The organism is Anatilimnocola floriformis, from assembly GCF_024256385.1.
Classification (GTDB): Bacteria; Planctomycetota; Planctomycetia; order Pirellulales; family Pirellulaceae; genus Anatilimnocola; species Anatilimnocola floriformis.
In genome coordinates this window covers 4,656,872-4,679,173 of the sequence record NZ_JAMLFW010000001.1, presented here as the reverse complement: position 1 = coordinate 4,679,173, position 22,302 = coordinate 4,656,872, and the positions used below count along the sequence as shown (strand labels likewise).

Sequence of the window (22,302 nt, the reverse complement as noted above, 5' to 3'; positions counted from 1 at the left end):
CAAGATCGACTAGTCCAATTTGCCTCCTGGGCCGCCTTTGTAATGGCAATCAATGCATGAGTTGGAGAGGGCCGTAAGTGCTACACGAGCGCGAACAGCATCGCGCTTGTTCGCTTGAATAGCGAGATCCTTGACCGCAGTGACATAGCCATCTGCCGCGTCGCGCACGTCTTTATCTTTGGCTGTTGCGAGTGCCTTGCTCATGTCTGCTAGGCGAGGTAGCGCCTGATTGATAGTGACCCAATCGATGGGATTTGCCTGGGACGCTTGCACTGCTTTCTTCCAAGGCGACTTTTTTCCTTCATGCGTCTTTTCCATCAACTCGTGGACTTTTTCATCTTCATCCTTATCTGCAAAGGCCGCTCGTTGCGGCAGGAAACTGCAGGCCAGCAGTCCAACGAGCAGACACGCTGTGAGCGAATGACTGAACTTTATTGCGCGGCGCATGCGATTTCTCCACGGGTAATAGTGAGCGGCTACCTCGATTGTAACTGTGACCGTCAGGCTGGGGCTGAATCCCAGCCGAAAGTATATGTCCTGTTGCAAAATTCATCCTGCGATCAGGGTTTTCCCTCGCATACGACACATAACTCGCCTCCCTACCATTCAGCGTAGTGAAACAAGTGCACGGGTGCGGTCGCGACCTTGCACGCGGATCACTTCTTTTCTACGGAACCTCTCTGCGACCGAGACATTTGACGGCGCTGCCGTCGAAGGAGAATTGCAATGACGTTTGGAAAACGTAAGGCCTGGATCGAACAATCACGGCTCACGCTGGAGTCACTGGAATCTCGAAGCCTGCTCTCCGGAATCCACGGCGCTGCGACGACGCACGTCGCCGACCATTCACCGGCGATCGTGAGCACTGTTGCGGCCAAATCGACAGCGGTAACGGCGAAATCTGCGAGTAGTTCCAGTGAAACGCATTTGGTCGCGAACTTGGCTGACGCGACGGGCGCGAGTAAGGTGACCGGCACCGCAAAATTCGAATCAGAATTGGAAAAGGGAGTTGCGGTTCGTGAACTAAGTGTCGAAGTGAAGGGCGCGACAGCTGGATCGGTGATCCAAGTAACGGCGACCGATGCCAAAGGCACTGTGAGTGTGCTGGGCTCGATTACCGTCAAAGCCGACGGCTCGGGAAAGCTGAAGTTGACTGCCAAGTCGCCAGACATTCTGGCGGGTTCGAGCATCTCACTAAATGCCACGGATGCAGCCGGCGCTGTCACCACGCTCGCCAGCGGCATCTTTGCCGTTCCCACCAATGGCTCGGGTTCAGGGCACGATTCGAGCGGTGATCACACCGAAACAAAACTCGCCGCAAGTCTGGTCGATCCGTCTAGCAAACTCACTGGTTCGGCCTGCTTCGAGAGCGAAACCGAACGTGGGTTGGTGGTCAGTGAGTTGAGCGTGCAACTCAAGGGGGGAACTCCAGGTGCAGTGATTGATGTGTCGATTTCGCTTGACGGAACAAGCCCCGCCACGTCGATTGGCAAAATCACCATCGGCGCCGATGGTACGGGGAAGCTCAAGTTGAATAAGACTGCGCCGGCAGTCACTGCAACTTCAGTCATTACCTTGTCGACGGTTTCAACCGCAACGGATGGATCGGTCACGGTGACGCCAATCACGAATGCGACCTTCGCCGCGATTGCGAAGACAAGCCGCTAAGTTGGTCGGATGTCGAAAATCGAGGCCCCGGTGCTGGTCACTGGGGCATTCTTGAATCCCGACGCCCGCTCTCGTCCCACGGTTAGTCCCGAAGTGGTCGCGTGAGTGGCGTCACCCAGCGAGCCGCCTGCGCATTGAGGAAGTATTCAACGATCGCCAAATTCCCTGCTCCAAAGACAAAACCTGATCGTCGGTCGGTTGGTGGAATGAGACCGGCACGATAAGATCAATTCACTCTTCCCTTCCAGTCCTTCTATCCGGCGGCGAATAATGCTTTGTGGCGTGTTTTCAATTTGCAGGAGCGTCATCGACTGCCAGAACAGATGGATCAGGTTGATCTGCCGGCCGCTGATCACCGCGCTGCACTCGCTTCGCTGGCACGCTTGAATTGGTTCAGCCGTAGCGGCCAGATTCTGGCCGGGCCGATTCGACAAACGGCAGCAATGCACACGGGGAGTCGGCCGCTGCGGGTTCTTGATCTCGCTTGTGGCGGCGGCGACGTGTTGTTGTCGCTGGCGCGGCAGATGCAACGACTGGGCCGGAAGATTGAATGGACCGGACTCGACATCAGCGAAGTGGCGGTAGCTCATGCCCGCGAACAAGTGAGGCGACTCGACTTGCCAGTTGAATTCATTCAGGCCGACGTGCTGCATGGTGATTGGCCGAGAAATTGCGATGTGGTTATGTGCTCGCTGTTTCTCCATCATCTCGATGAAACTCAGGCCCTCGCTTTGTTGACTCGCATGGGGAGTGAAGCCAGACAGCAAGTTCTGATCAACGATTTGAAACGGAGTCGCATCGGATATGTTCTAGCGCAAGCAGCTTGCCGGCTTCTCTCGCGGTCGAGCGTCGTGCATTACGACGGCCCGGTTTCTGTGGCAGGTGCCTTCACGATTGCCGAAGTTCAGGCCCTCGCCGAGCAGGCAGACTTGCGCCAGGCGAAAGTCGAGTCACGCTGGCCTCAGCGTTGGCTGTTAGATTGGAGGCGCGCTTGAAGAACGCTTCTACCATCACTCCCGCCGCTGCTGCCGGGTCAAGCTGGGACGTGGTTGTGATCGGCGCGGGCCCAGCCGGTACGTTCTCCGCGCGGCAACTGGCGCTTGCAGGGAAACGCGTCTTGCTCCTGGAGAAGAGTTCTTTTCCGCGCGAAAAAGTTTGTGGCGGCTGCGTCAGTTGGAAGGCAACTCGGTTATTGCAGCAACAGGGCCTCGAGCCTTGGTCTGAACAGTTGAAACACGGAACCGCCGATCGCTTGCGACTCATCGCTGGTGGCCAGTCAACTTGCATTCCCATGGCCCCAGTGAGCATTGTCTCGCGAGCAACGTTCGACGAATATCTCGTCAACGCAGCCGTCACTGCTGGCGCCGCTTTCCTCTGTCAAACAAGTGCGGTGATCGGTGAACGCCAGGCTGCCTCGCGCACGATCGAGTGTCGTGAACCTCAACATGGATCCTTCGAAATCGCGTCTAAGCTGGTGGTCGCTGCCGACGGACTTTCGCACAGCAGTTTGAGTCGACTGCACAACCTGCCCGACAAGGTTGCCGATGTGTCGCACATTGGCATCGGAGCCATCATCCACGAGGACGAAGCCTGGCTGAACGAAGCAGGCCTTGCACCGGGAATCGTGCAGATGGCCGTTGGTCGACAAGGCTACGTCGGACTCGCGCGGTCCACTGCGGGCCAACTGCATGTGGCGGCTGCGGTTGCTCCGGCGCTGCTTGCTCAGGAATCGGCACTCAATGCTGTTGTTGCCAACATTCTGACCGAGTCAGGACAGTTGACTTGGGCCGAGCGTTCGCGCGTGACCTGGTGCGCTGCCAACTGGAGCGGCACGCCGCGGTTGTCGCACCGAATGCACTGTGTGGCGGCCGATGGCGTGTTTGTGGTCGGCGATTCGGCCGGCTATGTCGAGCCTTTCACCGGCGAGGGAATCTACTGGGCGCTCCAATCGGCTGCGAATTTGTCATCTTTGCTAGCGACTGCCGGTACTTGGTCAAACGGCCAAGCAGAGCTAGAGTGGCAAGAGCGACACCGAAAGTTTCTGCGCACCAAAACCAAAACGGCTCGCCTGGTCACCACGCTTTTGCGGATGCCAAGACTGACCCGTTGGAGCATTCGAGCTTTGAATGCCATGCCTCGGGCCGCGGTCTTGTTAGCTTGGCTGATGAACGGTTGCCCGTCGGCTGATCAGGTTTCGATATGACTCTGGGGATTACAGGCCTCGGCCTGGCTACGCCGCGATATCAGATTTCTCAGCGCGATGCGGCAGAACTTACCAGCGACTTCTCGTGCGATTCTGCCGAGCAGCGCGATTTGATGTCACTCATCTATCGCCATTCGGGAGTGCAAACTCGCGGGAGCGTCTTGCTGCACGCTGCGGCCGGCTCGCTCGCTGAGCGGGAAATCTTTTTTCAGCCGCGACAACATCCGCTCGATCGCGGCCCGGGCACTGCGGCCCGCATGCAGATCTATCAGCGTGAAGCACTTCCCCTGGCCCTGCACGCCGCGCGGCACGCCCTCAGCGAAGCCGATTGTGCTGCCCGCGACGTCACGCATGTGGTCGTGGCGTCCTGCAGCGGTTTTAGTGCCCCGGGCATCGACATCGGCCTGGTGCAACAGATGAAACTACGGCCGACAACCAAGCGAACCCTCATCGGCTTCATGGGATGTCACGGCGGCTTCAATGCCTTGGATGTGGCCTCGTCGATTCTGAATGCCGACAACACGGCGGTTGTGCTGGTGTGTGCAGTCGAACTTTGCAGCCTGCATCATTTCTACGGCTGGGATGTCGAAAAGGTCGTCGCCAACGCCCTGTTTGCCGATGGCGCGGGGGCCGCGATCTGCCAAGTCGGTTCGCCTGACGAGCAACTCCGCATCGTGCGGCAAGGTTCGGTGCTGATCGACAACACGGCAGAAGCCATGACCTGGAACATCGGCGATTACGGTTTCGAGATGACCCTATCGCAAGAAGTCCCCGCGATCATCGAACGCCACGCTGGCGACTGGCTGACAAACTTCCTCGCCCAGGAAGGACTGACGCTGGACAGCGTCGGCAGTTGGGCCATTCATCCCGGTGGCCCGCGCATCCTCGACGCCTGTCGCAAATCGCTCGGGCTGGCCGAAGAGAAACTATCCACCTGCCGCGAGGTCCTCGCCGAGCATGGCAACATGTCCTCAGCGACGATCTTCTTTGTCCTCGATCGCCTTCGCAAGCAACCGGCCCCGCGACCCATCGTGGCCCTCGGTTTCGGCCCTGGCATGAGTGTCGAAGCCATGGTGATCGACTAGTAGCGTCGCCCGGCTGTATCATGCAGCGCGACGGTGAACTTCTGCTGCAGGCTTCGTGTGCACGGCCGCGTCAGCTGTGCTTGGTTTCTCTTCATCTTTCGCCAGTCTTCCCCACGGGCCAAAGCCAAGCAAGGGATAGCCGGGGACTTGCTGCTGATAATCACGGTAGCGGTCACCCAGGTAGAAGTGCAGCCGCTGATCTTTGAGCAGGCTTCCCGCGAAGATATACACCGTCCATGTACCGACCAGGATGGCCCGGTCGAGCGTCATTACGGGCGAGAACCAGAGTAGGCCGAGGAAGCTGAGATAAACGGGATGGCGGAAGTAGCGATACGCGCCTGTCGGATTGAAACCGCGGCGCGGCGGTGGCTCCCCTCGGAACCAGGCCAGCCACGGAGTCCAGCCGGTCTGCCAACCAAAGCCGGTCAATCGAATGCTGTAGAAGAGGGCGACCCACGATCCTAAGAAGCAAGCTTGAATCATGTATGCCGCGACTCCTGGCACTTGCCAGAGGACGAGCGGATCTTTTCGCCAGCCCAAGAAGCAGCACCACAAGCAAGCGATGGTCACCAGCGTGTAGAAGCAGCCATAGAACGGACCGGCAATCCAAGTCAGGCGGTCGCGGATCGATGGGTGCAGCAGCAGGCTGTGGGGAACGACAAACAGTAGCGATAGGAGCAAGTTAGTCGCCTGGTTGCCGGCCCAGAGGCCGTCGGCCGGCGATTGCAGAAAGAGAAACAACCGCCAGACGGTGAGGCCGAACAGAGCATGCGTTCCCAGGCCGAAGAGAATTCCTCCCCAGCGTGCAGTGATCGCCGTGGCCTGTGGCAGAGCGCTCATCCGTTTCAGCTCGCAACTTTTTCAGCGATCAAGCAACCATACCGCAGCGAGCCGCGGGCATAGGCATCGATCATGGTCTGAAACTTCTCGAGAAAGTCGACCGAGCTCCGATCGACAATCCGGGCCACATGCTGCAACCGCCAGCGTTGCACGCGTTCCTGACAAATCTTCCAAGTGCGGGCAACGCGATCGGACCAATCTTCGTAATGACTCAAGCGCAATCCCGCAGCGGCGAACCAATCGGCATAGTCGCGGCGGCTGCCGAGCGATGGGCAGAGCATGCCGCGACAAACATCTTCCAGCAAGTGTTGATCCTGCGCGTCGCAAGGATCTTCCTTCGACAGCCACGCACAGATCGCCACTTTGCCACCGGGCCGCAACCAGGTCGCGGCCTTCGCAAAGAAAGCAGCCTTATCGAATAAGTGCTCAGTGCATTCCACACTCCAGAGCAAGTCGAATGATTCGGCGGCAAACGTCAACTTCTCTGCGTCAGCGGCGATGAACTTCGTCCGCGAACGCATGCCATGCCACAGCGCGCCAGCCGTCGCCCACCACCGCTGCACGGGGCTGAGCGTGACGCCGGTCACGCGACAGCCAAAGTGTTTCGCCAGGTGAATCGAAGAGCCACCCATGCCGCAACCGACATCGACCACATCGCAACCCGCAGCGGGAATCTGCGCCAGTCGCGCCAACGTCTGCGTCAGTTTCAACTGAGCCGACTCGGACGACTCATCGCCGGACCACAGGCCATGATGAATGTGCGGCCCCCACAACACGCGGTAGAAGACCGTGGACAAATCGTAATGCCACTGAATGGACTGTTTGTTGACCGTCTCGATGGAAATCATTTTGCTCCAGCAACCTTATTTGTTGGCAATCACGAGTTCGCCGTAAACTTTCATTTCGTCCGCCACACCCACAGCACCAAAGGCTTTGGAAAAGGGCTTGATGCCGTAGTCGGTCTGTTTGAGCAGAAAGCCGGTGCGGACGCGCACGGCATCGCCAACCGGAATGACTTCGCACTTCAACTGTACCGGCCGAGCAACGCCCGCCAAAGTCAACGTTCCTTTGAACTGATAGTAGGCAACCTTGTCGCCGGGTTGCGCCTGCAGCGGCAGCGCCGAGTCGATGGTGTAAATCGCCGTCGCAAAGCGAGCGACATTCAGCACCGCGGCACCGAGCATGTTGTCATTCACTTGCTGGCGGGTGTTGTTGTCTGTGCTTCCCTTCAGGCCTACATACTTCCGCGCGGCGTCGTCATCGGCGGCGAACGATTTCATATCGAACACGAGTTCGCCGGCGTTCTGCGGCTGGCCGAGCAGGATGTGCCCACTCTGCAATTGTCCGACCACGCCATGCTCGTGGCCGAGGCCGGTTTTGCCGACCAGCATGTAGACGCGACTGTTCACGAGATCAACATCGCCGACGCGCACCTGCCGGGCAGGTTGAGCAAACTGCTGAGCGCTCACGGCGTGCAGCACGAGACCACAGCCGAGCAGAGCGAGAACAACGCCGACCGTCCAGCGATTGCGAGACATGGAGGACTCCTTCCTTCCGATTCCGAATTTCATTCGCGGCCGCAGCTTATCGCATCGCGGAAGGCGGAACAATTCGAGTTCACGCCAGCACACGCCTCTACAGATCGCTTTGCTTCAAACCGCAGCCGTAGTTTCTAACGAACCGGTAATCTGACCGTTAGGTTCGGCGCTCATTGGCATAGGCTAACCCGGAACCTTCGGGGACAATCGCGGCAGTTATATGATTCCCGGAGTGATCGCCTGCGATGCTGTTCGTGCAACTTGTGATTCGAAATCTGGCCGGGCGACAAGTGCACGCAGCGCTGACCATTTTGACCCTCGCCATCGCGGTCGCGGCGACCATTCTGCTGTTCGGTGCCGCCTGGGGTTTTGCCGACGCTTCGACGGCGTCGTTGGAGGGACGCGGAGTCGATATCGTGGTAACGCGTTCCGGCGTTGTAGAGCGGGCAAACAGCAGTTTACGAGCCGATCAGGCACACATTTTGAGCAAGCTCCCTGGCGTCGCCGCCGTCGATGGCACGTTACAGGAAACGGTATCGCTGAAGACCAAAGGTATTGCCGATCACCCGCATCTGCTACTGGGGCAAGATCCGCGCGGCTTCACTCTGCAGTCTTTGCAGATTCAAGCGGGGCAAACACTGGCGGCCGAGGACCGCGGCTGCGTGCTGATTGGCGTGGGACTCGCTGAATCGCTCGCCGAGAAGTTGAACGAGTCGATTGAAATCGAGGGGCGAAAATTTCGCATAGCCGGAATTTTTCTCAGCGAGAATCCGGTCGAGACCAATTTGCTCATTGCGCCGCTAGCCGATTTGCAGGAACTGATGGATCGCCTAGGGCAGGTGACTCAGTTCGAAGTGCAAGTTGATAAGTCACACGCAAATGCCGATGTGATTCGCGCGCTGTGTCAGCAGATCGAAGCTTTGCGTGATGACGCCGATCAATCGCTGGGACTGCAAGCGCTGCCGGTGCGCGAATTCGTCGGCAGCGGCACACGTAATCGGCTGGCAACCGCGATGGCTTGGGGAACTACTTCGATCGCGATGGTGCTGGCGAGTTTGGGGATTTTGAACACGCTGCTGGTTTCGGTTCAGGAGCGGACGCGCGAAATCGGCGTGCTGCGGGCCCTCGGTTGGCCGCGAACCAGAGTGCTGCGGATGATTCTGTTGGAGTCGTTCGCGCTGGGACTGCTGGCGATTGTGAGTGGCGCGGTTTTGGCAGTGTTTACTGCGGTGATCATCTCGCGCTTTCCGGCAATTCGCGAAATCACTGGGCCATTGATCACCTGGCAAGCATTGCTCTGCGGCGCAGTGCCGGCCGCGGTTGCGATTCTGCTCGGCGGTTTTTATCCTGCCTGGCATGCGGCGTCGATTCCAGCCACGGAGGCACTTCGCTATGAGTGATCCGGCACAGGAAGGCCCGCTCTATCAGCTCGTCGATGTCACGCGCACGTACGACGACGGCCAGGTGCGCGCGCTGCAGGGTGTTTCCTTCGACATTCAACGAGGCGAGTACATCGCCATCATGGGACCCAGCGGTAGCGGAAAATCGACGCTGCTAAATTTGCTCGGCGCGCTTGATCATCCGTCGACCGGCGAAATCCTGTTTGCAGGAACTCCGTTGCGGAAGATCGCGAACCTGGATCGCTTTCGCGCTCGCACGCTGGGATTTGTCTTTCAGTCGTTTCACTTGCTCCCTACGCTGACAGCCGTCGAGAACGTGCAAATTCCGATGTTCGAAGGGCCTTTTCCGCGACGGGAATGGCGCGGCCGGGCGGAAGCGTTGCTCGCTTCCGTGGGACTGGCACACCGCGCGAAGCATCTGCCGGCGAAACTTTCGGTGGGCGAACGGCAGCGCGTGGCGATTGCCCGCGCGCTGGCCAATGGTCCGCAACTGCTGCTGGCCGATGAGCCAACGGGCAACCTCGATTCGGAATCGGGAGCGGCCGTGCTCGATCTCTTCGCGCGGTTGCATGCGGAGCAAGGCTTGACGCTGGTTGTGATCACGCACGGGGCCGAGGTTGCCGCGCGAGCCGAACGAATTTTGACCATCCGCGACGGCCGCTTGTCCCCGCGCTAACGCCCGCGAGACGCTTATGAACCTGCTTGTCGTCGCTTATCGCAATCTGCAACGCCGCCGTTCGCGCTCGACGCTCACGATCGCGGGCATTGCGATCGCCGTCGCTGCGATCGTCGCGCTGGTGGGTGTGGCCGAGTCGCTTGAGTCTTCTTTTCTGTCGCTCTATGACCGGCGGGGAGCAGATCTGGTGGTGCAGCGGCGGAATGGCGCGGTGCAGTTGTCGAAGGGGATTCCTCTCGCGCTCGGCGAGCAAATCCGCGGGCTGGAGCAAACCAAAGAAGTGATTGCGGGCTTGATGGACATGGTGGCCTTTGAAGACGCCGGCCTGTTCATGGTGATTGTGAATGGCTGGGAGCCTGATTGTCCGGTGCTCGATCGTGTGACTTTAACCAAGGGCCGCCGCTTGCAAGTCGGTGATCGACGGCAGGTCATGCTGGGGCGGATTCTCGCGGAGAACTTGCAGAAATCGGTGGGAGACACGATCGAGATCTATGCGCAGCCGTTCGAGGTCGTCGGTATCTTCGAGAGCTTCAGTGTGTTTGAAAACGGCGCGGTGTTCATGCTGCTGGATGAACTGCAGCGGCAAATGGATCGGCCCGGGCAAGTGACGGGCTTTGTGGTGCAAGCTCGGCAGCATGGTAATCCGCGGGCGATACAGGAACTGCGGCAGAAGATTGAAGCGCTCGATGCCGAAGTGGCCGCGGTGCCGTGCGCGGAATTTGTCGCGGGCCTGAGTCAAATGCGGGTCGCCCATTTGATGTCGCAGATTGTTTCGGCGATTGCGCTCGTGATCGGCGCCAGCGGCGTGTTGAACACGATGGTGATCAGCGTGCTGGAGCGGCGCGGCGAACTGGGCGCGCTCCGCGCGATGGGTTGGCCGCGGCGACGCGTCATGATGCTCATTGTGACCGAAGCAATCATGCTCGCCAGCATAGCCAGCGTGTTGGGAATTGCGGTGGGGACGAGCGTGATTTGGGGATTGGCTCACTGGCAAATGACATCGAACCTGGTGCAGGGTGATCTCTCACTCTCTGCCTGGCTCACAGGAGCATTCATGGCGCTGCTGATGGCCGTTGTCGGCGCGATCGTGCCTGCTTATCAAGCCGCAAATGTAGCGCCGGCGACTGCGATGCGCGGTTTGTGAGCAGCCTGCCTGCAGCGGCGATTTACTTTTCACCGAGACTGCGGCGAAAGCGGCGCACGCTGTCTTGCGCGGCGATCGGTAATTTCGAGCGCAACAGATTCGCCCCTTGAAACCACCCCTCCGGTTCAGCAAACGCAACGTGATACTCCACAAACAGGCTGCCTGCCGGTTCCGCCAGTTTGGTCACCTTCACATAAGATCCCAGTCCTGCATAAGCCTGCGGTCGGCTGAGTTGCTTCTGCCCCTTGTCGTCGCGGCTGATCGCACGCCAGGAGTTGGGATAGGCCACATCCGCATCGAACTTAGGATCGAGCAGCGAAGCCACGAAGACTGACTTTTCGTTCGAGACCTTTTCATTGCGAGTTGTCGAACTGATGCGGACCTTTTCGAAGAGAGTCATATCGACAGCCACCCAGCGCGGATCGGTGTCGCGCTGCGGAGCCGGTAGTTTTCGCGCGGTGAGTTCCTCATCCTTCAGCACGAGCGCGCGGCTGCCCGTTTCAGCATCCTGCAGATCGGATCCTTGAAAGCGGGAATTGAGGAATTCGTCGCTCTGGATTTTTTGCAAACTGCCATACGCCACAAACGACACATCCACGCGGCGGCCGATGTTCTTGCCGCCGGGAGCATCGTTGTCGGCAATCTTGATCAGGAAGGGAGCCACGACGGAGTTCCGCGTGAAGACTTCCCAGGCGTATTTGCCCTCCAGCAACGTTTCGATCGCCTTTCGCTGCTGCGCTGGCGTCATTTCATCGGTCAGTGTGGGTTGCGGAAGTTTAGCCACTTCGCGCGGACTGATGAGCACACCCTCGCGCAACAAACGGGCGGGCAATGTTTCCTGCGCGGTGAGGTGGGAACTCGCCAGGCAGAGCAGAACAAGAACGGCCGACAGTCGGATCTGCATGATCTTATTTTCCGCCGATGGTTTCGGCCGCTGGGTCAATTTGCCACATGTAGAGAAACGCCGGCAGTCGGCTCCGGTCCATGCCCGGAATGCTAACCGGCACGAGCGTGTTTTGCAGCGGCTTGTTCGGAGTGATCGCATACGGAGAAAGGGCGGGATCGCCCGGGCGGTGGAAGAACACCACATCGGCCCGCGGCACATTCGCCATTTCACGCGCGATGGCGACCGCATCGTCGAGATAACCAAGATCGTCGACCAGCTTCAGTTCCAACGCCTGCTTCGCGGTGAACACCCGGCCATCGAAGGTGGTGTCGAGATTCTCGACTTCCGGCCGCGATTGCACCACCAGATTGCGAAATCGCTGATGAAATTCGTCCGCCATCGCTTGCAGCATGTGACGGCGTTCATCATCCAGCGGCTTTAGGGGTGAGCCCAAGTCAACGTTCTTGCCCGCGAGGATGGGAACGCTCGCGATGTTGAACTGGGCCAGCAAGTCTTGCAGGTTGTATAAGTTCAGCGAACAGCCGATGGCGCCCGTGACCGAAGTGGGATGAGCCACGATCTGATCCGCAGCCGTCGCCAAGTAATATCCGCCTCCCGCGCCGACATCCATCAGGCAGGCGACGACCGGCAGCTTGGTCTTTTCTTTAAATCGATTGAGATCCCGCCGCATGATGTCGCTGGCCGTCACGCTGCCGCCGGGAGTGTTGATCCGCACGACGATTGCCTGAATGCGGCCGTCTTTCGCCACGGCGTCGAGGCGCTCGCGAAAGAGAGCGACCGGATTTTCGCCCCACGATCCCACGCCGGTGGCTTCAGCATTGGTCAAAATGCCATCGACATCGATGACCGCGACCAGGCACTCGTTGTTTGCCAAGGCGCGCTGCGATGTCGCCATCGGGATGACAGGCAATTTGCGCGGCGTCGGCGCCAGGTCAACGCCCACATTCCCGGAACCAGTCATGACGACAGGCCGGCCATGACAACCGGCGGCCAGAGCCAAGAAAAATGCGATGGCGGAGATCACCAGTGATTTGATTCCGCGAGTTTGCATCTGACGAAGCAATCATGCCAACGGTCTAACAGGCCTGGATTCAGTTCGACTTCCAGATTGTTTCAGAATTGGTAATTTAGGTCGATAGCAATCGAGATTAGGCGACAGTGCGATCGCGCGTTCGCGGGTGATCTGCCGCCCAGTTGGCTTACACAGCATTTTGTCTCTTCACGCGCTGATTTCCAACGCAATCCAAGACGGAAGCGAATTGTGAACATGCGTATCATGCATCGGCCAACAATTGCCGACTTTGTCGATCCAGGTCCGATGCGACAGATTAATTGCGAACTGCAAATTCGGCGGATAGGCTCCAACTGGCGAACCATTACAACCGTGTCGGAAATCCTAAAGCCCGAACGATGCCCGCTAGCGATAACCGTTACTCCCATTCGAGCGTTGAGAACGTCGTAAGTCCGGAATTGCTAATTGCCTTCTCAGCCGACACACGGCTGAATACAAATCCCCTCCAGAATTGAACGAAATCTCTTCGCAGCAGTTTCTTCTATCCAAAACGTGGCGGGTCAACCAACGTAAAGAGGATCACCTCTTCGCCAGTCACGGTACTGATGTCATGGTGCATACTCCGCACTTTTACGCCCGTGACCTCGTGGACCAGCGATTCCAACATCGGGCGAGCCAATTCCACAAGTTGCTTCCGTGTCTGTTTGATAAGATCACGGCCTTTCTCTGGAGACAATGCTTTGCCCAGTTGTCGCTCGGCTAATGTCAACGTCCCGTGAATGCGTACAACCAAGAGGTCTTTGATGAAGTGGGAGTGAATCTGCTCCGACCGCAATCCCATGTATTCCTCTTGAAAGTTGATGATCCCTTCACAGATTGCTGCTTGACTTTCTGTCTGCGTTAGAGCTTTCGACGGGCGTTCGCTTCGGATTCGTCGGGCTTCGCCGATGGGCAATCGGGAGCGTGTTCCGAGGTTTCCACTTTCGCTTCGGGGCTTTCGCGACTGGCCTGTAAAGACACCCTTTACTCCGTCCAAGACTCCTTCAATATCTTTGAGAGCAACTGGCTTGGCAAGCACAGCATCGAAGCCTGCCTTCATCGCCAATGTTCGATGTCCTTCGTCCGCATGACCTGTGATCGCAACGATCCTGGTGCGAGCAAATTCAGAAGCCTGCCGAAAGCGATTAGCAAGAACGCAACCATCCATGTCGGGCATGGCGAGATCAATGAGCATCAGATCGGGCCGAAATGCAGTTGCAACGTCGAGCGCCTGGCTCCCGCCGTAGGTCACATGAACTTGGTTGCCGAAGGTTTCCACCACCAAGCCCAACGCATCTGCGCCATCTCGGTTGTCGTCAACAATTAGTACCCGTAATGTTGACTCGGTCAGTGTCATCAGATCACTTTCTCTGAGACAGTCGCCAGAATCTCTTTGATCTTCAAGAAGTTCGCGGGTTTGACCAAATGGTGATTGAACCCGGCATCATCCGAGCGCCGCACGTCTGCCACATTTCCATAGCCAGTCATGGCGACCAAGACAATGTTCTTGAGTGCGGGTAGTTCACGGATGCGTTTGGCAACTTCAAACCCATCAAGGCCTGGCAACCCGATATCCAACAGCACGACGTTTGGTTGGTAATCAATGCTGGCCTGTAATCCGGTTGGACCGTCGTAAGCCAATTGCACGTCATGACCCGTAACTTCCAGCAGCATGCCCAGTGATTGGGCCGAGTCCATATTGTCGTCCACCACCAGCACTCGCAATGCTATTCCGTCCGATTCGGCTGCGATGTGATTTATTGACGTCGGTGGAACTGCAGGAGTCGTGATGATCGGCAGATGCACAACAAATTCGCTTCCTTGTCCCAATGTGCTACTAGCCTCCACTTTGCCATCGTGCATTTCCACCAGTCGCTGCACCAGGCAGAGGCCGATGCCCAGCCCGCCTTGTGAACGATCTAGGGATCGCTCGGCCTGAGTAAAAAGTTCGAAAATATGGGGGAGCAGTTCTGGGGCGATGCCGACGCCGGAATCCCGCACTCGCAGCACCGCTTTATCTCCCTCTCGGTGAACCGTAATCACAATTGCTCCACCGTCAGCAGTGTATTTCGCCGCATTTGTCAGCAAATTGACAACGATTTGTTCGAGTCGGGCCGGGTCGGCGTTGACCCAAATTGGCTGCGATGAAAGGGAAACCGTGAGTTCATGATGGTGCTGATCTAGCAGTGGGCGGGTCGTCTCGACACCACGTTCCACCACACCATTCAACCCGACTCGTTCGCGTTGAAGATGAATTCTTCCGCTGGTGATTCGAGAGACTTCGAGCAGATCATCAATGAGCCGAGTCAATTGTCCCACTTGGCGCTCAATGATTTGGCGCGCCTGATGCTGGAGTTTGTCTTCCTGCTTCTGAAGACTCAGCAGTTGCACAGCGTTGATAATCGGGGCCAGCGGATTGCGCAGTTCATGACTGAGCATTGCCAAGAACTCGTCCTTGCGACGGTGTAAGTCGACCAGCGAGTTTTCCAACTTGCTGCGTTCTGTGATATCTCGAATGTTGCATTGGATAACCTTGTGCGTGCCTTCTCGATAGGCATTGGCGACGATCTCAACTTCAACTAGCGATCCACGGTCGGTTTCTAATGGCAAGTGTTCGAAGCGAATGTATCCCTTGTCTTGAAGTGTTCGCACAGCGGCTTCAAGGGCCGCTCTGTCGCTAAACACTCCGATCTCCCACAGTTCCTTGCCCAAGAAATGCTCATGGGAATGCCCTAACATTTCGCTCATGAACTGATTGGCGTCAGTAATTCTCCCACTCTCTGTGTCGAGGATCAGAATGCCATCCTTAGCCGTCTCGAACAGCCGGCGATATCGCAATTCTGATTCCTGTAACAGAGCTTCAATTCGGCTGCGTTCGGAAACATCCCGGATAATGCTGGCGACCAGAATGCCCTCACGCTCAAAAATGGGGCTGAGGCTGATTTCGACAGGGAACTCGGTGCCATCTTTACGTAGTCCTCGGAGCCTCAAACCTGATCCCATTGGCCGAGTGGCAGGATTCGCTAGATATCCGACACGCTGCTCTCGGTGCTTGTCGCGATAGCTTTCCGGCAAAAGGGTTTCAACTACCTGCCCCAACAAATCATCCCGTCCTTGACCGAACATTCTTTCGGCCTGTCCATTTACCCGCACGATCTTGCCGTTTTGATCAATAATGACAACCGCATCTGGGGCTGCTTCCAGAAAGCTCCCGAACCGTCGCTCGGATTGCCTGGCCTGAATCAACGCCTCGACCGTCGCCAGCAGTTCAACGGCGTCTACCGGATGGGTCAAATAGGCTTCGTCACCTCGTTCCAGATGTGCCTTGAACTCATCGACGACGACGGGGGAATCCGACAGGTGCACAACCGGAATATCTGCGGTCGAAGCGTGTGCTTTCAGGCGGCAGCAGACCTCGAAGCCGCTCATGTCGGGAAGTTGGAGATCAAGGATGATGATGTCCGGCATTTCCATCGCAAAGCGAAGTCCTTCAGCTCCATTGGTTGCGTTTCGGATTTTGAAGCCTACTTTTTGGAGCGGTTGGTTGAGTGCGTGCCGCCTCCCTTCGTCGGCAATGACAACCAGCGCCGAACGCGGTGAAGCATCAAACATTTATTTTTCTCCTGTTGATCAGCGTGAATCCACGGGCCGCTACGACTCCTGTTCGCCGCCGCCGTCGACCCATCTGCGGCCGTTCGTGACCCCACTTGATCAAACGAAAAAAGCCGATGTGGTCGCACCCGTTGGGCAATCGACTACATCGGCTTATACACTGACGGGCCACCGGCATTTGCCGAACTGCCCTTCATTTAATCTTCCGAGTGAACCACCATTCTACAGATTGCCGCTGAGTTAACCATCCGTGGTAAATGCAGGCGAAGTACCGACTTGGTGGCACAATGACTAGCTCGGCCGCCGCCACCGAAAGTGCAGTTGCATCACCCAGAACGATTCGTTCATGATTCGCATTTCGCGGGCCAGTGTTGTTCGCCGTGCCGAGACGTGCTCAAAAGATCGGCGACGAACTCGGAGCGAACGGCCGGACTGCGGAGTGGGGCGAATCACCGCACGCCGTGGATAGCGAACACCGAGCATCGCGTTCTGTTTGTGGCTGCGAAACGCAGCAATAGTTAAAGACCAGCAACCCGCTACCGCCGCAACAGCGTGGCTAACCCCCGATCCATTCATAAATCCGACACGACGAATGCTCTCGGACATCGCTATATCAGATCCACTTTCGCCGCAGCAGCCACATCTTTACGATTTGTGTCACGAACAAGTAGCACAGCAGAGTGATTCCCAATAGAGGCCAGTACAAGGCGGGCAGACTGGTAAATCCCAGATACTTGCCAATGGGCGTATTCGGCAAAGCGACGCCGACGGTGATGATAATCGCGGACACCAAAAGGAGCTGCCACGATGCGATGCTTTGTAGGAACGGGATTCGATTGGTGCGGATGACATGGATGATGACGGTTTGCGTCAGCAGGCTTTCCACAAACCAGCCCGTTTGAAAGAGGCTCGCGCTGTACGCGGCGGCCTCAGGCGTCGAAACGTCCCAGCAATCAAACAGATACAGCATCATGAAGAAGGTGGTATAGTCGAAAATTGAGGAACATGGGCCAATGAAGATAATAAAGCGAGTTAACTGCCGAATGTCCCAGGGACGCGGCTTTTCGATCTGCTCGGGATCCACGTTGTCCGTGGGGATGGCGGTTTGACTAATATCGTAAAGCATGTTATTCGCCAGAATCTGAATCGGCGCAAGCGGCAGGAATGGGACAAAGACGCTGGCACCCAGCACACTGAACATATTCCCGAAGTTGCTGCTGGCCCCCATGCGAACATACTTGACGATGTTGACGAAGACCTTGCGCCCTTCAACCACGCCCTCTTCAAGGACCATTAGCGACTTCTCCAGCAGGATCATGTCTGCCGATTCCTTGGCAATGTCTACAGCTGTATCGACGCTGATGCCAATATCGGCTGTCCTTAAGGCAGGCGCGTCGTTAATGCCATCACCCATGAAGCCGACGATGTGCTGCCGGGATTGCAGCGCTGCGATGATGCGCTGCTTGTGGGCAGGCGAGACACGTGCGAAAAGTGTGGTCTTATCCACGGCAGCGGCGAGTTGATCGTCAGTCAGCTTCTCGACCTCACTGCCAAGCAAAACAAATTCGGTCGCTAACCCCACGTCCTTGCAGACCTTACAGGCTACCCGCTCATTGTCGCCAGTCACGACTTTCACGCTGATGCCGTGGCCCTCTAAGGCTTTGATGGCCGACTTTGCTGTTTCCTTGGGCGGATCGAAGAACGCCACATAGCCATTCAGCGTGAGATCGCACTCGTCCGCCTTCGAGTAAGGCGTAGGGTGTCCCACAACAACTCCTCGCGGCGTCACGTATTTGCTGGCAATGGCGAGCACCCGAAAGCCATCGGCACTAAGCTGCTCGTATTCCTCCTTGAGTTCTTCGATGAAGAGGTGGTCCATCGAGAGCCGCTTCCCGTCGAGTTCGAACTCGTTACAGCGTGCGAAAATCTCCTCGGGTGCTCCTTTACTAATAACAAGATCCATATCTTTGGGCGTGCGAACCACCACGGTCATGATGCGGCGTTGGAAGTCGAACGGAATCTCGTCCACCTTCTCATACTCGGGGATGGCGGCGTGCGCGTGCGTCTCCGTGTGGGCAAGAATCGAGCGGTCGAGGATGTTCTTCAATCCGGTCTGAAAATGACTGTTCATGTAAGCCAGCGCCAGCACGCCATCGTCTTCCTTCAGCGTTACGTCGCAGTGCTTTTCTAAAATGACATGATCCATGGTCAGGGTGCCGGTCTTGTCCGTACACAGCACGTCCATCGCCCCAAGATTCTGGATGGCGTTGAGCCGCTTCATGATCACCTTCTTGCGGCTCATTGTTAGCGCGCCCTTCGACAAGCAGACCGCCACAATCATCGGAAGCATCTCGGGCGTTAGGCCGACGGCCACCGCCACTGCGAAGAAAAACGCGCTACCCCACGTCCCTTTGGTCAGCCCGTTGATAACAAAAACAAGCGGCACCATGACCAAGATGAAACTCAGCATCAACCAAGTGAAGCGAGTAATTCCATGGTCAAACGCAGTCTGCGGCGTCTGCTCGGTCAATAGTTGAGCCATGCCGCCCAGGTAGGTTTTCATCCCAGTACCGACGACCACTGCGGTTGCCGATCCACTCTCGACACTGGTTCCTAGGAACGCGATGCTGGTTAGTTCCAGAGGCGCCGCCGCCGCGTGCTTCTCGACAGCAAACTTCTCCACTGGGAAGCTCTCGCCTGTTAGCGTCCCCTGAGTCACGAATAAATCTTTTGCCTCGGTTAGTCGCACGTCACCGGGAATCATATCTCCGGCGGCAAGCTTCACCACATCGCCGGGTACGATCTGCGCAATTGCGAGTTCACGCGGTTGGCCATCGCGTACGACGGTCGCCGTCACCGAGATCATGGCCTTGAGCTTCGCTGCCGCGCTATCGGCGCGGGCTTCCTGTACGAGTTTCAATCCAGCGCCCAGGGCAATCATCATCGACATGACGACCCCTGCACGCACATCTCCAGTTGCAAACGAGACCCCTGCCAATACCAGCAGCAAAATCACCAAGGGATTGATCACCGCGTTATAGAGCAACTTGCCAGGACTAGCTCGTCGGTCCTTGGCCAAGACGTTGGGGCCATGGTCCGCCAATCGCGTGGCTGCTTCCTCTGTTGTGAGTCCTGCCGGTCGGGTCGCTGCACGGAGATACACAGTCGCCACGTCCAGCGCGGCCGCTTCCACAAGCGCCCGAGAGACCTCGATCTGTGGTTTGTGATGTGGAATGGTCGAGGGCAATTTTTTCGGCAACACTTGGGAGTGGCTCGTCGAACGCATGCGCGTCACTCCGTCAGGAATTTCCATTGCCGAACGACAATGACTGTCGAGGCACTGGATCATGTTCGCAATTTAGACTTGGTGCATTTCGCGTTACACCTGACTATCCCGACTCACTTTTTCTTTGCTTCGCGACATTGCGGCACCTCACTCAGCGTGAAGATCACCACTTCTTCGCCCGTAATCGTACTTATATCGTGGTGCAAGCTCAGAGATCTGACTCCGACTATGCCTTGAATCATCGTATCCAGCTTTGGCCTGGCGATCTCGATGAGTTGTGTGCGAACTTGTTTGAGCAAATCTCGCCCCTTTTCAGGCGGCAAGGTGGTCACGAGGTGTTGTTCGGCGGAGGTCAAAACCCCTTGCAGGCGAATCACTAGCAGATCGCCCAGCAAGTGCGCAGAGATGTGCTTCGGGCCACGCCCCATGTACTCTTGCTCGAAACGCGAGATGCCTTCACAGACAGCGGCTTCAATCTCTCCCAGGGTCTTCAAACCGTCTCCTTCGGGCATTAAAACGTGGTCATGGCGTGGCCGCCCCCTTGTCTCTGCGAAGCGAAGGCGTATTCTACACGGTGTCGGGTGGCGCGTCCTGTTCAAACTCCGCTCGGCAACGCAAACGTAATTCGGATGACTAGATAAAGAGCACCTTGGCACATGCCAGGGGGCTTGTTAACAAGTAAACCGACCCGGCAAGTCACTATCGAGTGTCTTGTCGGGTCGGTTTTTTTCTTGGACTGAGTTCGCTCGATCATGAAGATTTCAGGATGCAAAATATGAACCGTTCCATTTTGATCGTTGACGACAACCCTGATCAAGTTGATTCTTTGGCTCGCTGGTTCATCCTCGACGGATGGCACGTGGTTGGCGTTATCCATCCGCGGCAGGCACTGGAAGCAGCGAGTTTCCAACAGTTCCAAGTCGCGCTGCTCGACCTCAGCCTACCGGAAATTGACGGCATTCAACTGATGCGTCAACTAAAGCGGACCCAGGAAGTCCTTCAAGTCATCCTCTTATCCGGCCACGACGTTCCCGCGTCCGAAGCTAAAGCTGCGGGGGCATTCGCGTGTCTCACGAAGCCATGTGGGCTAGCGCTGCTAAAGGCCAGGGTAAATGAAGCGTTCGAGCAAGCAGCGTCCGCCTGCGAATTAAACGCTGTTTGAACGGTGTTCAACACCGGAGCGAACGTATGAAACAATCCGCAACAGAAATGGCGAAACAAGTCGCGCTCATCGCTAGCGATTTTCAGCGGCGGCAAACCGGGCACGCCCCGCAATCCGTAACGGTGGTGCTTAGCGAGGACACTTTGGTCATTACGTTACTTGAGGCCCTTACTCCGGCGGAGAAAGCACTTTCCCAGTCGCCGCAAGGAGCGGCCCAAGTGCAAGACTTTCACCGACAACTTTTTGCGAGTTCCGTTGAGGAAATGCGACAAGAGATCAAGCGGATCACTGGTCGACAAGTGCGTGAAGCGGCCACAGAAGTCGAAACAGCAACTGGAACCGTCGTTCACGCATTCACAACCGGAGCGATGGTCCAGGTGTTCTTGCTCACGCCGAACACACCCGCGAGTCAGTCACCAGGCAATGCCGACGACCTTCAGATTGGGCAAGCCGATGACGACGGACTTCGCCCCGTGCCCGACGCCGGTGCTTAAACAAATGCACATACCAGGAACGCTCATCGTTAAGGAAGACAGATTGGACACCCAGCAAATCAAAGCTTGGTTATCAGCGGATGCGGCACTATCGACTCCCGCCCCGGTAGCAAATCACGTTCAGTGCCGGCAGCCTTCGACTCGATGGGAATTAAGTCGAACACGACGCACGTTGCCACTTCGGCTACGAACTCTTCACGTCCTGGTTGTCGACAACGATCAAGAACAGGCTGACGAACTCGGCAGGTGGCTACGTTGCGGCGGACACAATCCTCGCATCGCTTATGACGGCCAAACCGCACTTCGTATGGCTGCAAAGCTTCACCCTCAGCTTGTGCTGCTGAATCTTGAAATGCCGCATATGGATGGGTGCCAAGTCACCCGACAACTGCGACTCGACTTTCCTAAAGAGGAATGCTTCATCATCGGCGTCACGTGGCGAACCGATGCAGAACGACGAAGTCAATCTATCCAGGCAGGCATTGACCTGTTGCTGATCAAGCCCATCGAACTGTTTCTCGTGGAAACCTTGCTGTTGCTGGAGATGGTAAGGGCGCAGCGATTGCTTGCGTCGAAGACTGCCAGACTCATTGGCGAGGGTAACCTGAACGGTCCGAAATGACGCTATCGCGCCGAGATCGGTGTCGAGTACAGCGGCTGAAGAAACCACAGCTGAACCATGTTTTAAAGGACTCACTTGATGACGAAGACGGAGCAGGCCGACATCAAATCGAAATTGCTCGAACTAGGAAAGCGGCTGAAGCGTGAAGCGGCACTAGCAGCAGAATCGCTGCGCGAAGATGTGGTAAAGCCAGGAGAAAACACAAGCCTGCCCACGCATCCCGCCGACCAAGACGTCGAAGGATTGGATGCCGAAATTGCGATTGCGCAAAATGAGGAGTTGCTTTGGGAGCAAGTTCAAGCTGCGATTCAGAGGATCGAGGCGGGTAACTACGGCGTTTGCGAGCAGTGTGGAAAACTTATTGACGAGGCGCGTTTGCAGGCCATTCCCTATGCAGCACATTGTATCGATTGCGCTCGCAGTGACCGCGACGCGATCGATCAACCGGTACGCGGTGAACCGCGGCGCTTCCGTTGAGCGGGAGGTGAATCATGATGACATTTCCGAAGAAGTGCATTTGGTTCGACTTATCCCACACGATGTGATTGTCGGCTGTTTAAGCGGCCTCAAGACTTGCGATGAGGTATGCCGTTTGCTTGAAGACGTTCTCTGAA

The 22,302-nt window shown here is 57.0% G+C and carries 21 protein-coding genes; 11 read left to right on the top strand and 10 right to left on the bottom strand.

Going from position 1 to position 22,302, the window contains the following annotated elements; genetic code table 11:
* Positions 1–9: 9 nt before the first annotated feature.
* Positions 10–546, bottom strand: coding sequence for a hypothetical protein (locus tag M9Q49_RS18255; RefSeq protein ID WP_254510260.1), 537 nt, complete (start codon positions 544–546; stop codon positions 10–12).
* Positions 547–726: 180 nt separating this feature from the next.
* Between M9Q49_RS18255 and M9Q49_RS18250 the strand changes: the two genes are divergently transcribed.
* The 4 genes from M9Q49_RS18250 (at position 727) to M9Q49_RS18235 (ending at position 4,956) form a co-directional block, all read left to right on the top strand.
* On the top strand, positions 727–1,668 hold the full coding sequence (locus M9Q49_RS18250; protein WP_254510259.1) for a hypothetical protein: 942 nt from the start codon (positions 727–729) through the stop codon (positions 1,666–1,668).
* A 323-nt stretch (positions 1,669–1,991) separates the two neighbouring features.
* A complete protein-coding gene (locus tag M9Q49_RS18245) occupies positions 1,992–2,663 on the top strand; it encodes a methyltransferase domain-containing protein (RefSeq protein ID WP_254510258.1) in 672 nt (223 codons plus the stop codon).
* Positions 2,660–3,871, top strand: coding sequence for an NAD(P)/FAD-dependent oxidoreductase (locus M9Q49_RS18240; protein WP_254510257.1), 1,212 nt, complete (start codon positions 2,660–2,662; stop codon positions 3,869–3,871). The genes M9Q49_RS18245 and M9Q49_RS18240 overlap by 4 nt, the downstream gene beginning before the upstream one ends.
* Positions 3,868–4,956 (top strand): type III polyketide synthase, encoded by a 1,089-nt coding sequence (locus M9Q49_RS18235; RefSeq protein WP_254510256.1) that lies wholly within the window; start codon positions 3,868–3,870, stop codon positions 4,954–4,956. The genes M9Q49_RS18240 and M9Q49_RS18235 overlap by 4 nt, the downstream gene beginning before the upstream one ends.
* Positions 4,957–4,974: 18 nt before the next feature.
* On the opposite strand, the gene M9Q49_RS18230 is transcribed toward M9Q49_RS18235, so the two are convergent.
* The 3 genes from M9Q49_RS18230 to M9Q49_RS18220 are packed head-to-tail and all read right to left on the bottom strand — an operon-like array spanning position 4,975 to position 7,334.
* Positions 4,975–5,796 carry a methyltransferase family protein gene (locus tag M9Q49_RS18230; RefSeq protein ID WP_254510255.1) on the bottom strand — a complete coding sequence of 274 codons (822 nt, stop codon included), beginning with the start codon at positions 5,794–5,796 and terminating at the stop codon, positions 4,975–4,977.
* Between the two features lie 5 nt (positions 5,797–5,801).
* On the bottom strand, positions 5,802–6,644 hold the full coding sequence (locus M9Q49_RS18225) for a class I SAM-dependent methyltransferase (protein WP_254510254.1): 843 nt from the start codon (positions 6,642–6,644) through the stop codon (positions 5,802–5,804).
* Between the two features lie 15 nt (positions 6,645–6,659).
* The gene (locus M9Q49_RS18220) at positions 6,660–7,334 is read right to left on the bottom strand and encodes a YceI family protein (RefSeq protein WP_254510253.1); all 675 of its coding nucleotides are present in this window, start codon (positions 7,332–7,334) and stop codon (positions 6,660–6,662) included.
* A gap of 254 nt (positions 7,335–7,588) precedes the next feature.
* On the opposite strand from M9Q49_RS18220, the gene M9Q49_RS18215 reads away from it, so the two are divergent.
* From M9Q49_RS18215 to M9Q49_RS18205, 3 genes are read left to right on the top strand one after another with little or no spacing between them, the layout of a single operon-like run.
* Positions 7,589–8,734 carry an ABC transporter permease gene (locus M9Q49_RS18215; RefSeq protein WP_254510252.1) on the top strand — a complete coding sequence of 382 codons (1,146 nt, stop codon included), beginning with the start codon at positions 7,589–7,591 and terminating at the stop codon, positions 8,732–8,734.
* Entirely contained in the window at positions 8,727–9,410 is a 684-nt protein-coding gene (locus tag M9Q49_RS18210; protein WP_254510251.1) for an ABC transporter ATP-binding protein, read from the top strand. Before M9Q49_RS18215 ends, M9Q49_RS18210 begins: the two co-directional genes overlap by 8 nt.
* A gap of 16 nt (positions 9,411–9,426) precedes the next feature.
* Positions 9,427–10,554 carry an ABC transporter permease gene (locus tag M9Q49_RS18205; protein WP_254510250.1) on the top strand — a complete coding sequence of 376 codons (1,128 nt, stop codon included), beginning with the start codon at positions 9,427–9,429 and terminating at the stop codon, positions 10,552–10,554.
* A gap of 22 nt (positions 10,555–10,576) precedes the next feature.
* On the opposite strand, the gene M9Q49_RS18200 is transcribed toward M9Q49_RS18205, so the two are convergent.
* The 6 genes from M9Q49_RS18200 to M9Q49_RS18175 all read right to left on the bottom strand — a co-directional run bounded on the left by M9Q49_RS18200 (position 10,577) and on the right by M9Q49_RS18175 (position 19,904).
* Complete coding sequence (locus M9Q49_RS18200; protein ID WP_254510249.1) at positions 10,577–11,458, bottom strand: hypothetical protein; 882 nt, start codon at positions 11,456–11,458, stop codon at positions 10,577–10,579.
* A gap of 4 nt (positions 11,459–11,462) precedes the next feature.
* Positions 11,463–12,512: a S49 family peptidase gene (locus tag M9Q49_RS18195; protein WP_254510248.1), complete on the bottom strand. Its 1,050-nt coding sequence runs from the start codon at positions 12,510–12,512 to the stop codon at positions 11,463–11,465.
* 502 nt (positions 12,513–13,014) lie between these two features.
* Positions 13,015–13,869 carry a Na-translocating system protein MpsC family protein gene (locus M9Q49_RS18190; RefSeq protein WP_254510247.1) on the bottom strand — a complete coding sequence of 285 codons (855 nt, stop codon included), beginning with the start codon at positions 13,867–13,869 and terminating at the stop codon, positions 13,015–13,017.
* Entirely contained in the window at positions 13,869–16,124 is a 2,256-nt protein-coding gene (locus M9Q49_RS18185) for a PAS domain S-box protein (protein ID WP_254510246.1), read from the bottom strand. Before M9Q49_RS18185 ends, M9Q49_RS18190 begins: the two co-directional genes overlap by 1 nt.
* Before the next feature lie 613 nt (positions 16,125–16,737).
* Positions 16,738–19,410 (bottom strand): magnesium-translocating P-type ATPase, encoded by a 2,673-nt coding sequence (gene mgtA / locus M9Q49_RS18180; RefSeq protein WP_254510245.1) that lies wholly within the window; start codon positions 19,408–19,410, stop codon positions 16,738–16,740.
* A gap of 113 nt (positions 19,411–19,523) precedes the next feature.
* On the bottom strand, positions 19,524–19,904 hold the full coding sequence (locus tag M9Q49_RS18175) for a DUF2294 domain-containing protein (protein ID WP_254510244.1): 381 nt from the start codon (positions 19,902–19,904) through the stop codon (positions 19,524–19,526).
* Positions 19,905–20,185: 281 nt separating this feature from the next.
* Between M9Q49_RS18175 and M9Q49_RS18170 the strand changes: the two genes are divergently transcribed.
* The 4 genes from M9Q49_RS18170 to M9Q49_RS18155 all read left to right on the top strand — a co-directional run bounded on the left by M9Q49_RS18170 (position 20,186) and on the right by M9Q49_RS18155 (position 22,165).
* Positions 20,186–20,572: a response regulator gene (locus M9Q49_RS18170; RefSeq protein WP_254510243.1), complete on the top strand. Its 387-nt coding sequence runs from the start codon at positions 20,186–20,188 to the stop codon at positions 20,570–20,572.
* 26 nt (positions 20,573–20,598) lie between these two features.
* Positions 20,599–21,066 carry a DUF2294 domain-containing protein gene (locus M9Q49_RS18165; RefSeq protein WP_254510242.1) on the top strand — a complete coding sequence of 156 codons (468 nt, stop codon included), beginning with the start codon at positions 20,599–20,601 and terminating at the stop codon, positions 21,064–21,066.
* Complete coding sequence (locus M9Q49_RS18160) at positions 21,026–21,688, top strand: response regulator (protein ID WP_254510241.1); 663 nt, start codon at positions 21,026–21,028, stop codon at positions 21,686–21,688. Before M9Q49_RS18165 ends, M9Q49_RS18160 begins: the two co-directional genes overlap by 41 nt.
* Before the next feature lie 78 nt (positions 21,689–21,766).
* Positions 21,767–22,165 (top strand): TraR/DksA family transcriptional regulator, encoded by a 399-nt coding sequence (locus tag M9Q49_RS18155; RefSeq protein ID WP_254510240.1) that lies wholly within the window; start codon positions 21,767–21,769, stop codon positions 22,163–22,165.
* Positions 22,166–22,302: the final 137 nt, after the last annotated feature.